Below are 16,094 nucleotides of genomic sequence, written 5' to 3' on the forward strand. Positions count from 1 at the left end.
GTTTAGGGGCGATTTGTTGACATGTGACTCCTATTAGCATGAGCAGAAACACTGACGGCGGCCCGAAAGGCGGTGCCCACCCGATGGCTACCGGCGTAACAGCCCAGAGCCCGGGCGGCGAAGCGGTCCCCGATCGCCTCAAGGCTGTCCAGGATCTCTGCGATCGCGGCGAAGCACTCGACGCCATCATGCGCGTGGTCGGCCCAGGCGGCCGTGACTCCGCGTTCGACACCGAGGTGCTCAGCGGCCCGCTGGGCGCGCGGATGGACCTGGCGGTCAAACGTGGCGCCGCGCGCAGGCGCGAGCTCCTCACCTTGCTGCGCCCCTACCTGGGGGGTGTGGACGCGGGCGTCAAACGTGAGCTGCCCGTGGCCCGCCGCCTCATCTGCCACCTGATCGAGCACCGCCCCGACGACGAGCTCGTCGACGGCGAGACCCTCACCAAGGTCGTCGCGGCGGCGGCCGAGCCGTCCAAGCGCATCCGCAAGGGCCTGCGCTGGTACGCCGACCTGCCGTTCCGCGACGAGCTGCCGGCCGAGCTCTACCGCCTCAAGCGCGCCGACATGGTGCCGGTGACCCACATCGACGACATCGTCTGGGTCGGCGGCAAGCTGCGCATCACCGGCTTCGCCTACCTCGCGGGCCTGTCGGTCCGCAGCCGCCGCTTCAACCGGGCGACCGTGGTGCTGCGCGGCCCGCGCTGGCTGCCGCCCGTGCGGCTGCGTACCCGCCGGGTGCTCGCGCCCGAGGCCACCCACACCGCCCGCGAGCCCGGCTGCAACTACGACTGGTCCGGCTTCAGCGCGGAGCTCAACCCGTGGGCGCTGCGCTGGCGCGGCGCGGTGCGCGGGGTCGTCCACGCCGCGCGCCGTCGCATGCGCCGTCGTCCCGCCGTGCGCGACGCCACCACCTGGCGCGCCGAGATCGTGTTCTGGAGCCGCGGCGCCAGGGCCACCGGCCTGCTGCGCGGCGCCTCCGTGGGCCGCAGTGAGCGTCCCGCCGGCCGCAAGCTGCGGTCCGGCCTGTGGGCCAGGCCGGTCTGGACCTCCGACCGCGCCCTGCAGGTGGCGCTCCAGCCCAACCGGGCCGAGCTGACCGGCGTCACCGTCGACGAGGACCGCCTCGGGCTGCAGATCTTCCTGCCCGATCGCGCGGTGACCAAGGGCCACGCCCGGCTGGGCGGCCACCGCATCGCCGCCGAGTTCACCCCCTCGGGCAAGGGCACCGAGGTGCTGATCAGCCTGGCGGTGCCCGCGCTGCTGCAGGAGAAGGACGGCCGCCGCCTGTGGGTCGAGCCCAAGGGCGACCCCGCGGCCTCCGTCATGCTGGGCGATCTGGCCAACACCAGGACGACCGTGGCGGACCGCGAGATCACCGTGCTCGGCGACCGGCGCGACCGCGTCGTCATCTCCGCGCACCGGATCCGCCCGGTGATCGTCTCAGCCGTGTGGGAGGGGCAGACGCTCGTCCTCAAGGGCGACTACCCCGACGCGCCGGGGTCGCGCTCGCTCACCCTGCGCCACCGCTCCGGCCTGTCCTACCTGATCCCGATGGAGCGCTCCGGCGAGGACTTCACCGTGCGGATCACCCCGGCCGCCATGGACCGTTTCGGCGAGTCGGTGCCGTTGTCGTCCGGCACCTGGAACATGACCGTGCGCCACCCGTCCGGCGAGATCGTCCCGGTCCGCATGGAGCACGCCTCCCTGGAGACCCTGGACGAGGAGCCGCGTGTCCTCGGCGGCCACGCCTTCCGGATGATCTCCACCCGCTTCGACGTGCCCGTGGTGATGTCGGAGGAGGAGCGGCCCGCGGACGAGAAGGGCGTGGCGGGCACCCACGTGCTGCGGCGCGTCTTCTACCCCGCCCAGCGCACCGAGCCGCTCAACGACGCCACCGTCTACGTCGTCAACGACGGCCGCCTGTACGCCGACAGCGTCCGGGCCGTCTACGAGGAGCGGCTGCGGCGCGGCGACGACCGTGAGCACATCTGGATCGTCAAGGACGGCGCGTTCGTCCCGCCGGGCCCGGCGACAGTGGTGCGCGCGGGCAGCCGGGAGCACCACGCGGCGCTCGCCAGGTCCCGCTACATCGTCACCAACGCCTTCCTGCCCGTCTGGTTCCGCTCCCGCGAGGGCCAGGTCGTCGTGCAGACCTGGAACGGCACCCCGGCCAAGCACATCGGCAACGACCAGGCGCACATGAACCGCGACCCCCGCCCGCCCATCTGGCACCGGCAGGCCGCGGAGGTGCGCGGCTGGGACGTGCTGCTGTCGCAGTCGCCGTGGGCCACGCCGGTGCTGCGCCAGGCGTTCGGCTATCAGGGCGAGGTCCTGGAGAGCGGCCTGCCGCGCAACGACGTCCTCACCTCGCCCGACAGGGACGAGCTGGCGGCGGCCGTGCGGGCCCGGCTCGGCCTGGCCGAGGGCAAGCGCGTGATCCTCTACGCGCCGACCTGGCGCGACTACGACCGTAAGAACGCCATGGTCAAGCTCGACCTGGCCAAGGCCCGCGAGGCGCTCGGCGCGGACCACGAGCTGCTGGTACGCGCCCACCCCATGCAGGCCACCCCCGCCGTCCCCGACATCGCCCGTGATGTCACCACTTATCCCGATATCGCGGATCTGCTGCTGGTGACGGACGTGCTGGTGACGGACTACTCCTCGGTCATGTTCGACTTCGCCGTGACCGGCCGCCCGATCGTGCTGTACGGCTACGACCTGGCGAAGTACGCCACCAAGCGGGGCCTGTACGTCGACCTGCCGGAGATCGCGCCCGGCCCGGTGCTGTCGACCTCGACGGACGTGGTCGAGGCGCTGCGCTCCATCGACGAGGTGGCGGCCGCGCACGCCGACCGCTACGACACCTTCAGGGCCACCTTCGTCCCGCGCGACGACGGCAAGGCGACGGCCAGGGTCGTGGACCACATCTTCTCCTGAGGGACCTGCTCACCGGCGCGCCGAGCTCCGGCGTGTCGGTGAGAATCCCGATATTTCCCCAGATACCGTGGGCGATCGCGCGGGGGCACCGGTCAAGTCGGCACGATCTACCCCTGTGGTCTGGTGGAATCTAGTGTTGTGAGTGGTCAGACCTGGCGACTGGTGCGCCGCAACAGTGCGGGGCCTGTCGAGGCCCCTGTGCTGGATGAACATCAGCGCGCCGTGGTGGAGCACCGGAGCGGCCCCCTGCTGGTGCTCGCCGGGCCGGGCACCGGCAAGACCACCACCGTCGTGGAGAGCGTCGTCGACCGGATCGAGCGGCGCGGCACCGACCCCGAGCGGGTGCTGATCCTCACCTTCAGCCGCAAGGCCGCCGGCGAGCTGCGCGAGCGCGTCACCGGGCGACTGCGCCGCACCACCCGCACGCCGCTGGCGCTCACCTTCCACTCTTACGCCTACGCGCTGCTGCGCCGCGAGGCCGTGCTGGCCGGCGAGCGGCCACCGCGCCTGCTCACCGGCCCCGAGCAGCTCCTGGAGGTGCGGCGGCTGCTGCACGGCGAGCTGCAGGACGGGGCGCTGGAATGGCCCGAGGACCTGCGCGAGCCGCTGAAGACCCGCGGGTTCGCCGAGGAGCTGCGCGACTTCCTGTCCCGCGCGGCCGAGCGCGGCCTGGACGGCGAGCGGATCCAGGAGCTCGGCAGGCGCCACGGCCGGGCCGACTGGGTGGCGGCCGGCCGGTTCTCCCAGCGCTACCAGGTCCGCTTCGACCTGGACCCCGATCCGGCGCTGGACTACTCCGAGCTGATCAGGGCGGCGGCGGGGCTGCTCGCCGATCCCGACGTGCGCCGACGCGAGCGCGCGGCGCACGACGCGGTGTACGTGGACGAGTACCAGGACACCGACCCGGCCCAGGAGTTCCTGCTGGAGCAGCTGGCGGGCGACGGCCGGGACCTGGTCGCGGTGGGCGACCCGGACCAGTCGATCTACGGGTTCCGTGGTGCGGACGTGCGCGGCATCCTGAAGTTCCCCGAGCGGTTCCGTACCAGAGAAGGGCGGGACGCGCCGGTGGTGGCCCTGCGGGTCTGCCGCCGCAGCGGCGCTGACCTGCTGACGGCCTCCCGCCGCGTCGCCGCCCGCCTGCCCGCCGCCCCCATGCCCGCCCCCAGGCCCGACGCTCCTCTGCCCACCGCTCCTGCGCCCGCCGGGGGCCGTTCGGGCGGCCACCGGGACCTGCTGCCGCTGCCGGAGACCCCGGAGGGGGACGTCCGGGTGCTGCTGGCCGACAGCACCAGCCAGGAGGCGGCGGTCGTCGCCGACACGCTGCGGCGCGCCCACCTGATCGACGGCGTGCCGTGGCACCGGATGGCGGTGCTCGTCCGGTCGGCGATCCGCCAGGTGCCGCTGCTGCGCCGGGCGCTGGTCACCGCCGGGGTGCCCACGATGATCGCCGGCGACGAGGTGCCCATCGCCCAGGAGCCCGGCGTCCGGCCGCTGCTGACGATGCTCCGAGTCGCCCTGGACGCCGCCGAGCTGGACGAGGGCGTGGCCGAGGAGCTGCTGACCGGCCCGCTCGGCGGCACCGACATGATCGGCGTACGCCGCCTGCGCCGCGCCCTCAAGATCGCCGAGAACGAGGCCACCGCCGCCGACACACCCGCAGACGAGGAGCCCACCGCCGCCGACCCGTCGGCAGGGGACGAGCCCGCCACTCTTCCGCTCGTGCCGCGCTCCTCCGGGGAGCTGCTGGTCGCCGCCGTCAAGGACGCGCGGGAGCTCGTACGGATCGAGCCGCACATCGCGCTGCCCGCCGAGCGGGTCGCCAAGCTGCTGGCCACGGCCAGGCAGGCGGTGCGGCAGCAGGGCAGCGCCGAGGAGGTGCTGTGGGCCGTCTGGCAGGGCAGCGGCCTGGCCGAGCGGTGGACGGAGCTGAGCCTGGCCGGTGGCGCCAGGGGCGCGCAGGCGGACCGGGACCTGGACGCGGTGGTGGCCCTGTTCGACCACGCGGCCCGCTTCGTCGACCGGATGCCCAAGGCCGGCCCCGAGGTGTTCCTGGACGACCTGGCCTCGCAGGAGATCCCCGGTGACACGCTGGCCGAACGGGCGCCCGACGGCGACGCCGTACGCGTCCTGACCGCCCACCGGGCCAAGGGCCTGGAGTGGGACGTGGTGGTCGTGGCCGGGGTGCAGGAGGGCGTCTGGCCGGACCTGCGGCTGCGCGGCTCCATGCTGGGCGTGGAGGACCTCGTGGAGGTGGTGGAGGGTGCGCGCCCGAACGCCGCCTCGCTCACCTCCAAGCTGCTGGCGGAGGAGCGCAGGCTGTTCTACGTGGCCGCCACGCGCGCCCGCCGCAAGCTGGTGGTGACCGCTGTGGGCGGCGAGGACACCGACGAGCGGCCCTCCAGGTTCCTGTCGGAGCTGCTGCCGGGTGCGGTGGAGGAGGCCACGGTCGACGACCGGGCCAGGTGGCTGAACATGTCCGCGCTGGTGGCCGATCTGCGCAGCGCCGTCACCGACCCCACCAAGCCCGCCGCGATGCGGCACAAGGCCGCCGAGCAGCTGGCCAGACTGGCCGCCGCGGGCGTGCACGGCGCGCACCCCAACGACTGGTACGCGCTGACCCCCATGACCGACGACCGCCCGCTGTCCTGGCCGGACGACATCGTCAGCATCTCCCCGTCGGCCGTGGAGAGCTTCACCAAGTGCGGCCTGCGCTGGCTGCTGGAGACCGCCGTCGGCGCCGCCGGGACCAGCTCCGCGCAGGGCCTCGGCACGGTGATCCACGCGCTGGCCGTGCTGGCCGCCACCGACCTGCCCAGCGAGGACCTGCTCGGCAAGCGGCTGGACGAGATCTGGACCGAGCTCGACTTCGGCGGCGTATGGTTCAACCGCAAGCAGCGCCAGGTCGCCGAGCAGATGATCGGCAAGTTCCTCCGCTGGCATCAGGAGAACCCGCGAGAGCTCGTCGCCCTCGAAGAGGCGTTCGTCGCCACGGTGGCCGACGGCGTCCAGATCAAGGGCCGCGTCGACCGGGTGGAGCGCGACGCGGAGGGCAGGGCGGTGATCATCGACCTCAAGACGGGCGGCGCCAAGCCCCGGCCGGGCGAGCTCGACCGTCATCCTCAGCTCGGCGTCTACCAGCTCGCGGCGCTGCTCGGCGCGTTCGCCAGGCACGGCATGACCGAGCCGGGCGGGGCCGCGCTGGTCCAGCTCGGCAAGGCGGCGGGCAAGACCGCCGCCGTCGAGCAGCAGCAGGGCGCCCTCGCCGAGGACCCGAACCCCGGCTGGGCCGGCGACCTGGTCGACACCGTGGCGATCGGCATGTCGGGGCCGTTCTTCCAGGCGAAGGTGAACGACGGCTGCCGCACCTGCGCGGCCAAGGCGAGCTGCCCCGTCAACGACAGCGGGGGACAGGTGTGCTGAACCCGGTCGAACTGGCCGACAAACTCGGCATCCTGCCGCCCACCCGCGAGCAGGCCGGCGTCATCGAGGCCCCGCTCGAACCCATGGTCGTGATGGCCGGCGCCGGTTCGGGCAAGAGCGAGACGATGGCCGGCCGCGTGGTCTGGCTGGTGGCCAACGGGCTGGTCAAACCCGCCAACGTGCTCGGCCTGACGTTCACCCGCAAGGCCGCCGCCGAGCTCGCCGTCCGGGTCAGGGAGCGGCTGAACGGCCTGGCGGAGGCGGGCCTGGTCGAGCCCGCGGCGCTCGACGAGGAGCCGACCGTCTCCACCTACCACGCCTACGCCGCCCGCCTGGTCACCGACCACGCCCTGCGCGAGGCGCTGGAGCCGACCATGCGCCTGGTCACGCCGGCCGTCTCGTGGCAGCTCGCCTCCCGGGTGGTGGCCATGTACGACGGGCCGATGGACCGGATCGAGCTGAGCCCGGCCTCGGTCACGGCCGCGGTGCTGGAGCTCGCCGGCGAGCTGTCGGAGCACCTGCGCGCCGCCCCCGACGTGCGCCGCGTGGGCGACTGGCTGCGCGACAGGTACGACGCGCTGCCGGGCCGGACGGTCGTCGCCCAGCGCAAGCCGCTGGCCGTGCAGGCGGCCAGGGAGCAACTCCTGCCGCTGGTGGAGGCGTACGAAAGGCTCAAGCGCGGCCGGGAGGTCATCGACTACGGCGACCAGATGTCGCTGGCCGCCAGGATCGCCGCCAACCACAAGGAGGTCGGCGAGATCGAGCGCTCCCGCTTCTCCGTGGTGCTGCTGGACGAGTACCAGGACACCAGCCATGCGCAGCTCGTGCTGCTGCGCTCGCTGTTCGGCGGCGGCCATCCGGTCACGGCGGTGGGCGACCCCTGCCAGTCGATCTACGGCTGGCGCGGCGCCTCGGCGGGCAACCTGCGCCGCTTCCCCCAGGACTTCAGGGCCGGCTCCGGCGACCTCGCCCCGGTGCGGCAGCTCAGCGTCAGCTTCCGCAACGGCGACCGGGTGCTCGACGTCGCCGCGCGCGTGCAGCTGCCGCTGCGCATGGAGGCGCGCGAGGTGCCCGTGCTGGTCCCGGGCCCCAACCGGGTCGATCGGGGCCGGGTCACCTGCGCCTTCCACGAGACGGCCGAGGACGAGGCCGGGTGGATCGCCGACGGCATCGCCAAGCTGCTGGGCAAGGAGGTCGCCCCCGACGGCCTGCCCTGGGGGGAGAAGGAGCGCAAGAAGACGCTCGCCATCCAGCCGCAGGACGTGGCGATTCTGGCGCGTAAGAGATCCCAGTTCCCCGCCCTGCGCAGGGCGCTGGAGGCGCGCGACATCCCCGTCGAGGTGGTCGGCCTGGGCGGTCTGCTCACCGTGCCCGAGGTCAACGACATCGTCGCGACACTGCGCGTGCTGTACGACCCGACGGCCGGCGACGCGCTGGCCCGGCTGCTCGCGGGGCCGCGCTGGCGGATCGGCCCCGCCGACCTGAGGGCGCTGGGCGAGCTCGCCCGCGAGCTGAACCGCGAGTCCCGGGACAGCCGCCGTGCCGACGACCCGCTGGACCAGGTGGTGGCCGACCTGGCCGAGGAGCGCGGCAGCCTGGTGGACGCGCTCGACGAGCTGCCCGACCGCGAGGCCTGGCTGCGTTCGTTCTCGCCGCTGGCCGCGACCAGGCTCGTCGCGCTCGCGCACGAGCTGCGCCAGCTGCGGGCCCACACCGGGCAGCCGCTGCCCGACCTGATCAGCGAGGTGGAGCGCAGGCTGGGCCTGGACATCGAGGTGGCGGCCCGCGGCGGCACGGTCAGCGCCTTCGCCGCCAGGGCCGACCTGGACGCCTTCCAGGACGCCGCGGCCCGGTTCGCCGGCGACTCCGAGGATCCGACGCTCGGCGCGTTCCTGGCCTACCTGCAGGCGGCCGAGAGCGAGGAGTTCGGGCTGGAGGCGGGCCGGGTCGGCGAGAGCAACAGCGTCAAGCTGATGACCGTGCACGCCTCCAAGGGGCTGGAGTGGCCCGTCGTGGTGGTGCCCGGCCTGTCGCAGCTCGTCAGCTCCAAGGGGACGATCGCCAGCGGCAGCATGTTCCCCGCCACGCCCGTCACCAACAGCCGCTGGACCGACAACCCCCGCAAGCTGCCGTACACGCTGCGCGGCGACGCCGCCGACCTGCCTCGCCTGGCCGGGCTCGGCAAGGAGGAGCTGGCGGTGTTCGACGAGCTCTGCCGCGAGCGGGACCTCATGGAGGAGCGGCGGCTGGCGTACGTGGCCGTCACCCGCGCCCACTACCACCTGATCGCCTCCGGCTACCGGTGGGGGAGCGCCTCCAAGCCGCTGGCGCCGTCGGACTTCCTGCTGGAGATCCGCGACACCGCCGACCGGGTCGCGTTCTGGGCGCCCGAGATCGCCGAGGGCGCCACCAACCCGCTGCTGGCCGAGCCGGCCGAGGCCGTCTGGCCGGTCACACCCGAAGGACTGCGGTACGAGTCCGTCCTCGACGGCGCCCGCCTGGTCGAGGCCGCACTGGACAGGGTGATGACGGCTCCTTCAGAGGACACGGCGGAGAATACGGCGCAGGGGGCGGGGGAAACGCTGCGCGCGTTCGAGGAGGAGCGGGTGCGGGCCTGGGAGCGCGACACCGACCTGCTGCTGCGTGAGCGGGAACTGCACCGGCGGCGCGGCTCCACCACCGTCGAGCTGCCGACCAAGCTGACCGTGTCCTCCCTGGTCACGCTGGCCGCCGACGCCCGCGAGCTGGCCCGCAGGATCCGCCGCCCGGTCCCGGTCAAGCCCGCGCCGCTGGCCCGGCGCGGCACGTCGTTCCACCGGTGGCTGGAGACCCGCTGGGATCAGCAGCGGCTCATCGACGACTTCGAGCTCGACCTGCTCCGGGAGCCGGAGGAGGCGGACGTGCGGCTGGCCGAGCTGCAGGAGCGGTTCGAGGAGAGCGAGTGGGCCGAGCGGAAGCCGCTCGACCTGGAGGTGCCGTTCGAGACCATGATCGCCGATCGGGTGGTGCGCGGCCGGATGGACGCCGTCTTCGAGCTGCCCGACGGGCGCTACGAGGTCGTCGACTGGAAGACCGGCGAGCCGCCCAAGGGCAAGGCGGCCAAGGCGGCGTCGGTGCAGCTCGCGGCCTACCGCCTGGCCTGGGCGCAGCTCGCGGGCGTGCCCCTGGAGAACGTGGGCGCGGCCTTCCACTACGTGCGCGCGAACCGGACCGTCCGGCCGGTGGACCTGCTCGACGCCGCCGGCCTGGTCGCCCTCATCGAGGCCGTCCCCACCCGCTCCTGACCTGCCGGTCCGAGCGGCTCAACCTCGTAGGTAGTGGAACTCCGGCCGGGGATGCATCAGGAAGTCGTGGTGGGAGATGTTCCAGGCGTAGGCCCCGGCCATCCCGAACACCACCGTGTCCCCCACTCGTACAGAAGTCACGATTTTTCGGGCGAAGACGTCTTTGGGGGTGCACAGCTGCCCGACGAGGGTGACCGGCTCGTCCACGACCCCCGGCCCCCGGCCGCCCGTGGCCAGGACGGTGAAGGGCTGGTCGTGCCCCTTGGTCACCGGCGTCCGCAGGTGGTGGGTGCCGCCCAGCAGGATCGCGTACGCCTCGCCACGCACCCGCTTCACGTCCACGACCCGGGTGACGTAGTGGCCGCAGTAGGCGGTGAGCGCTCTGCCCGGCTCGATGCGCACCACCTGCCCCGCCCGGCGGACCTCGGCCAGGCCCGCGCCGTACGCGACCCAGTCGAACCTCTCGGCGGGCGCGGCGTAGGACACGGCCATGCCGCCGCCCAGGTTCACCTCCGGCTGGTCGGTGTCCAGCAGCGTCCCGGCCAGCCGGAGCAGCGCGGACGCGTCCAGCCCGCTGGCCAGGTGGGTGTGCAGGCCGCGCAGCCTCACCCGGTCGGTGAACAGCGGCAGGCACTCCGCCACCCCCGTCTCGTCCATGCCGAACGGGCCGCTCATGGTGAGCGCGGCCCCCTCCACCGGCAGGTCCGGGTTGATCCGCAGCAGCACGTCGGCGCGCAGGCCGGTCGCGAGCAGGCGGCGCAGCTCGTACGGCGACTCCACGTGAATGCGGTGATGAGGCAGCCCCAGCTCCGCGTCCGTCTTGCCCGGACCGCCCAGGGCCAGCCGCCTGCCCGGCAGCAGGGCCGACACGTGCGCGTGCTCGCCGCCCGACGACACCTCGAAGCCGTCCACGTACCGGTCCAGCACGCGCAGCAGCTCGGCGTCCGGATTGGCCTTGACCGCGTAGTACAGCTCGACGTCCGGCAGCGCGTGCCGTACCGCCGCCGCGTGCTCGTCCAGCGCGGGCAGGTCGTACAGATAGGCGGGGGCGGCGGGGAGCCGCAGGGCGGCCTCCTGGACCTCTGGGGCGATCATGCGAGCGGGTTCGCGATCGGGACGTATCCGGCGGACCGGTCGGCCGCCCTGGCCCAGCGCACGCTCAGGTTGGCCTTGGCCGGGAGCGGGGAGCCCGCCAGGAGGTCCGACAGCGGCAGCGGCCAGCCCAGCTCGCCGGCCTGCTCAACGAGGATCTCGCGGGCCGCCTTCCATAGCTCGGGCAGGATCTCCTCCTCGACGACCGCGCCCCCGCCGTGACCCGCCACGGTGGCGGCGATCTCGACCAGGTGGTTGACCAGCAGGCAGTAGACGACCCTCGCCCAGCCGCGCTCGGCGTCGTACGACACGGCCCGCGCCACCTGCGGAGCGAGGCCGGTCAGGTCGTGGCGGCCGGTGACGAGCTTGGCGCCCTCCAGGTCGCGGAAGACGGCCTCCACGGGCAGCCCGGCCGGGTCCAGGCCCACCAGGACGTTCTGCAGGTGCGGCTCCAAAACCACGCCGTGGGAAAAGTAGAGCTCCAGCACCGGCCGCGCCACCGCCGAGACGTAGGCGGTCCACCACGCGATCGGATCGCGGCTCAGCGCCTCGGGCCGGGGCGTCCCGGCGGCGAGGGCTCCGGCCAGGATCGGGGTCACGCCGGGGGAGCCGCCCGTCCACGGCCCGGTTCTGACGATCACGCCGAGGCCCTCCAGCAGGCGCGTCCCGAGGCGGGCCGAGCGGTAGCCGGGTTCGGGCAGCCACCGCGTCCCCGGATGTTTTACGGAAATGTCAGCGAATATCGGGGCGAGGCGGCGGGTCAGCTCCACCGCCCCGGCCAGCTCGTACCAGGCGTTCTTCCGCACACAGTTGGTGATCCGCACATCCAGGCTGAACTTCAGGCACACCCCGGCATCCGGCGCGTACACCGTCCGCACCGACGAGGTCGGCATCACGACGGGCCCCGGCCCCAGATCCACCAGCTCGCTCCCCAGGGCGGGCCGCAGCAGGTCGAGCTGCCACGGATGCGCGGGCAGCAGCCGGTGACCGGCGGGCGCCTCCCCCAGGGCGTCGAGCGCCGTCACGTCGCCCTCCTGCGCCACCGCTTCCGCCCGCACCCCCAGCAGCCGCAGCGGGAAGCTCGCATGCGCCTCGGGCGCGTACCGCAGCCACCCCCGCCCGCCCCGCGCCTTCGGGCTCGGGTGGAACGGGTGCCCGTACACCAGCGCCTGCTCCGAGGCCAGCCACGGATCGGCCGGCGGCACGGCGGCGGCCCTGGCCCGCAGGATCGCCGCCATGGCCGTACGGCTCGCCGCCACCTGCCCGGCGAACTCCTCGTTGTGGCCGGGCCCCGCCCCACGCCCCAGATCCGCCTGCGCCAGCCGTACCAGCTCATCCGTCGTCAGCGGGTGCCAGGCGCCCGCTTCGAGGCGCTCGGGACGCCCCTCGAAGCGCAGCGCGGCGCCGCCGCGCGTGCGCGCCCGCAGCAGCGCGCCGCCCACCCGCAGCAGAAGGTACGGCGGAGTGGGCCAGACCAGGCCGCGCGGCCCGGCGACCTCCCGGACGCAGCAGCGCAGCAGTGCCGCGAGCGTCGCCTCCTCGGCTTCCTCGGCCTCCTCGGCAGGCGAGGTGCGGGCCAGACCGTGCATTCAAGCTCTCCTCAGGTAGTTGGGCCCGCTGGTGCCGTAGAACTTGTTCACGTCCGCCGCGCCGGTCCGCTCCTTGGCCACCAGCGTCCCGGCGGTGACCATGGACTTGCCGGTGAGCCGGGCGGCGTCGAGCGTCCTGGCCCGCAGGAGCCTGGCCATCGGGTCGTCGCCGTAGCCGTCGAGCGCCTCGGCCAGCGTGTCGCGCAGCAGCGCGGAGGCGCGGGCGTGCGGCAGTGCCCCGAACGCGATGGCGGCGCACGCCAGGTGGAGCGTGATGGTCACGAACACGTCGGCCAGGGCGTGCGGGTCCTCGGTCAGCATCCGCGCGTCGGCGAACTCCGGTACCTCGACCCCGGCCGCCGCCAGCCTGGCGGGGGAGGCCAGCAGCCCGTCGTTGTCCTTGACCAGCAGCTTCATCCCCTCGCCCGTGAAGACCAGGGACAGGTTCTGCTGATGGGCCTCCAGCGCGACGCCGTACTCGACGAACAGCCGGACGTTCCAGCGCAGCAGAAGGCGCAGATAGGCGGGCAGCACGTCGCCCAGCTCGGCCAGGACGCCCGGGATCGCCAGCGCCGCGACCGGCACCACCTTCCCGGCGGGGAGCCTGCGCACCATCCAGGCGAGGTACTCGTGCCCGGCGTGCGCGTAGGTCTGCTCGTCGGCGATCAGCACGTCGGAGTCGGCGAGCCCGCGCAGCAGCAGCTCCGCCCGCGCGCCGTCGCGCAGGGTGCCGGCCTTGATCGAGCGCCGGTTGCGCAGGCCGAGGGTGCTGGTGGGCAGCGGCAGCTTGAGATGCGTGCGGGCGTCCAGCTCCACGGTCCGCATCGACAGGGTGGGCCGTACGGTGACGCGCGGCTCCTCCAGCAGCCGCACGCCGTCGATCCCGCGCACCTCGTCCACGGTCAGCGGATGCACCGGGAAGAGCACCTCGCCGTCCGGCAGCTCCCGCGCCCGCACGTCGGCGGGCAGCGCGGGCGCCGAGCCCGGCTCCAGCATCCGACGGGGCACCGCCGCCCAGCGCAGCTCGAACGCGGGCGCGAACTCCGGCGCGTACGCCAGCAGATCGGCCTCTGACAGCCCCGGCCGGGCCCGTGAGGTCGGATAGACCGGATGGTCGGCGAAGGCCGCCAGCGACTCGTAGGAGGGCTTCCTGGCCAGGACGTCGGGCAGGTGCGCGTCATGCAGCTCCAGTGCGGCCAGCGCGGCCACGCACTCCTCGAAGAACGCCGCCACGCCCGCCGCGTCCTGCGGGTCGGCGAGCTCAGTCAGCGTCTCCAGCACCTGCTCCAGCCCGAGCTGCTGGCCGGGCGCCACCACGAAGTCCTGGAACGGCGCGCCGGGCGCCAGCCGCACCAGCCGCCCGTCCGCCAGTGTCAGCCCGACGCCGCTCCTGCTCCGGCCCACCCGGGACGACAGCCTGCCGTAGTCCTCGCGCAGCAGGGCGTTGAGCACCCGCGCGGCCAGGTACGCCTCCCTGGACCTCATCCGACGACCCACGGCCGGGTGGCGCGGTAGTCGAGCACGGCCGCGTCCACCCGGGCCCGGTCCGGCCCGACGGCCCTGATCACGCCCAGGTAGTCGCGGTTGGTGTGCGTCTGCTCCACCCGGTCGCCGACCCGGCGCAGCGGCCGGTGCCAGAGCCTGACGCCGTCCTGGGTGAGCTCCTCCGGCCCGGGGGCCGAGGTGATGGTGCCGGACCGGCCGGCGACCAGGCTGACCGCGCTGCCGTGCCGGTCGACCGAGGGGACCCGCGGCGCGCGCTCGCCCAGATGGACGCGCAGGATCCACTCGAACAGCGGCACGCCGAGCAGGTCGGCGAGCAGGAAGTCGCAGTGGTCGCCGATCACCCGGTAGTTGATCTCGACGATCCTCGGCCCGCGCGCGGTGCGCACGTACTCGGTGTGGCAGGCGCCGAAGCCCGCCCCGATGGCCCGCAGCGCGGCCAGGACGTGCTCGTGCGGCCCGTCCGGCGCCCAGTCCAGCCGCTCCTCGACGAAGTGCGGCAGCGGCCCCAGCGTGGTCTCGAACCCGCCGAGCACCTGGATCGTCTCACCGTCGCCGAGGGTCTCCAGCGTGCGCAGCGGGCCGTCCAGATACTCCTCCACGACCAGCGACTCGCCGGGCCGCCGCTGCCGGACCGATCGGACCGCTCCGGCCAGGCCGGACTCCACGAACAGCACGTCCTCGCTGGCCACCCCCTCCCGGGGCTTGACCACGAGCGGGTAGGGCAGCCCTTCCGGCACCGGATCCTCGGGCCGCAGCCGGACGGAGAGGACCCGCTCGATCCCCGCCTCCGCGAGCCTGCGGCGGGTCAGGAACTTGTTCTTGGCGGTCAGGCAGGCCCGCCAGTCCTTGCCGGGCAGCCCGAAGTAGGCGGCGGCCATGGCGGTCTCCGCCTGCAGATGATCGGAGTTGGAGAACAGGGCGTCGGGCCTGCCGAGGTGCTCGATCGCGTCGATCAGGGCGCGCGGGTCGCGCACGTCGCAGGCGACGGCGTCGGGATGCCGCTCCGGCCGGTCGGTGAGTATCGTCACCTCGCACCCCAGCGCGCGGGCGGCGGGCAGGAATCCGCCGGTCACCGAGTCGGTCGCTTTGAGCGCGGTCAGGTAGAGCCGCAACGCGAGGCACCCCCGAAGATCAGGTAAGGCTAACCTAACCCACAAGATCCTAGCCCCTCGAAGATCCTCCCGAAGCCGGGGATTCGTAATCGGAGGACAACCCCGAGGTCATAGGATGACATGGGATTTGAGAAGGGTGGGGGCCGTGGAAACCGCGGAAGAGCAACTCATCGGACCGCTGCTCCTCGCACGCGGCACCATCGACAGATCGGCGACGCTGAGGGCCGACGAGCCCTGGTTGGAACGTGCCTGGGCGGATCCGGCGACCCGGGTGCTCGTCGTCGACAACGGTCGCACCCTCGTCCGGCGCAGCGGCGACGAGGTCCACGCCGTGCTCCTCACCACCATGGACGCCCCGCCCGGCGAGCGCTACCTTCTGGGCGTCGACGACGGCGTCGCCTACTTCGCGGTGGCCGCGCCGCTGCCCGGCATGCCCAACGGCGAGGTCGGCGGCGAGGTCAACGGCCGCCTCTCCAGCGTCATGAGCCTGCGCGACGCCCCCGACGGCCAGGCGGTCCCCGCCGGGCTGCGGCAGGCGGGGGCCCTGCTCGGCGACCGCGACGCCGGCCTGCTGGTCTACGCGGTCGCGCTCGAAGCCTGGCACTCCACCCACGACTTCTGCCCGCGCTGCGGCACCCGCACCGAGGTGCGGGCGGGCGGCCACATCCGGGTCTGCCCACAGGACTCCAGCCAGCACTTCCCCCGGGTCGACCCCGCGGTGATCATGCTGATCCGCGACGCCGACGACCGCTGCCTGCTCGCCCGCGGCCCGCAGTGGCCCGAAGGCCGCCTGTCGATCCTGGCCGGCTTCGTGGAGCCCGGCGAGTCCCTGGAGGCCGCCGTCATCCGCGAGGTGGCCGAGGAGGTCGGCATCGCCGTCGCCAACCCGCGCTATCTCGGCAGCCAGCCCTGGCCGTTCCCGCGCAGCCTCATGCTCGGGTTCTTCGCCGAAGCCCTCACCACCGACCTGACGCCCGACGCCGAGGAGATCGCCGAAGCCCGCTGGTTCTCCCGCGAGGAGCTGGCCGAGGCCCTGGGGTCCGGAGAGGTACGTCTCCCGCCCGCGGTCTCCATCGCCCGCCGCCTCATCGAGACGTGGTACGGCAGGCCCCTTGAGGGTGACTGGTGAGCCCCCGCGCGACGCGGGGGCTCTGA

General features: G+C 73.6%; 8 protein-coding genes. 4 read left to right on the forward strand and 4 right to left on the reverse strand.

Annotated features, from left to right (window positions below):
- The first annotated feature begins 38 nt into the window (after nucleotides 1-38).
- From ACTMTF_RS25745 to ACTMTF_RS25755, 3 genes are all read left to right on the forward strand, one after another.
- A complete protein-coding gene (locus ACTMTF_RS25745) occupies nucleotides 39-2,936 on the forward strand; it encodes a CDP-glycerol glycerophosphotransferase family protein (RefSeq protein WP_441112973.1) in 2,898 nt (965 codons plus the stop codon).
- 198 nt (nucleotides 2,937-3,134) lie between these two features.
- Entirely contained in the window at nucleotides 3,135-6,356 is a 3,222-nt protein-coding gene (locus ACTMTF_RS25750) for an ATP-dependent helicase (protein WP_441112974.1), read from the forward strand.
- Nucleotides 6,350-9,640 carry an ATP-dependent helicase gene (locus ACTMTF_RS25755; RefSeq protein WP_441112975.1) on the forward strand — a complete coding sequence of 1,097 codons (3,291 nt, stop codon included), beginning with the start codon at nucleotides 6,350-6,352 and terminating at the stop codon, nucleotides 9,638-9,640. The genes ACTMTF_RS25750 and ACTMTF_RS25755 overlap by 7 nt, the downstream gene beginning before the upstream one ends.
- A gap of 18 nt (nucleotides 9,641-9,658) precedes the next feature.
- Here ACTMTF_RS25755 and ACTMTF_RS25760 read toward each other — a convergent pair whose 3' ends face one another.
- From ACTMTF_RS25760 to ACTMTF_RS25775, 4 genes are read right to left on the reverse strand one after another with little or no spacing between them, the layout of a single operon-like run.
- A complete protein-coding gene (locus ACTMTF_RS25760) occupies nucleotides 9,659-10,735 on the reverse strand; it encodes a type III PLP-dependent enzyme (protein ID WP_441112976.1) in 1,077 nt (358 codons plus the stop codon).
- Nucleotides 10,732-12,321 carry an IucA/IucC family protein gene (locus ACTMTF_RS25765; RefSeq protein ID WP_441112977.1) on the reverse strand — a complete coding sequence of 530 codons (1,590 nt, stop codon included), beginning with the start codon at nucleotides 12,319-12,321 and terminating at the stop codon, nucleotides 10,732-10,734. Before ACTMTF_RS25765 ends, ACTMTF_RS25760 begins: the two co-directional genes overlap by 4 nt.
- Nucleotides 12,322-13,806: an IucA/IucC family protein gene (locus ACTMTF_RS25770; RefSeq protein ID WP_441112978.1), complete on the reverse strand. Its 1,485-nt coding sequence runs from the start codon at nucleotides 13,804-13,806 to the stop codon at nucleotides 12,322-12,324.
- Complete coding sequence (locus ACTMTF_RS25775) at nucleotides 13,803-14,939, reverse strand: ATP-grasp domain-containing protein (protein WP_441112979.1); 1,137 nt, start codon at nucleotides 14,937-14,939, stop codon at nucleotides 13,803-13,805. The genes ACTMTF_RS25770 and ACTMTF_RS25775 overlap by 4 nt, the downstream gene beginning before the upstream one ends.
- A gap of 145 nt (nucleotides 14,940-15,084) precedes the next feature.
- On the opposite strand from ACTMTF_RS25775, the gene nudC reads away from it, so the two are divergent.
- On the forward strand, nucleotides 15,085-16,068 hold the full coding sequence (nudC, locus tag ACTMTF_RS25780; RefSeq protein WP_441112980.1) for an NAD(+) diphosphatase: 984 nt from the start codon (nucleotides 15,085-15,087) through the stop codon (nucleotides 16,066-16,068).
- Nucleotides 16,069-16,094 lie beyond the last annotated feature (26 nt).

Origin of the sequence: Nonomuraea sp. ZG12 (assembly GCF_052068115.1) — a bacterium.
GTDB lineage: Bacteria > Actinomycetota > Actinomycetes > Streptosporangiales > Streptosporangiaceae > Nonomuraea.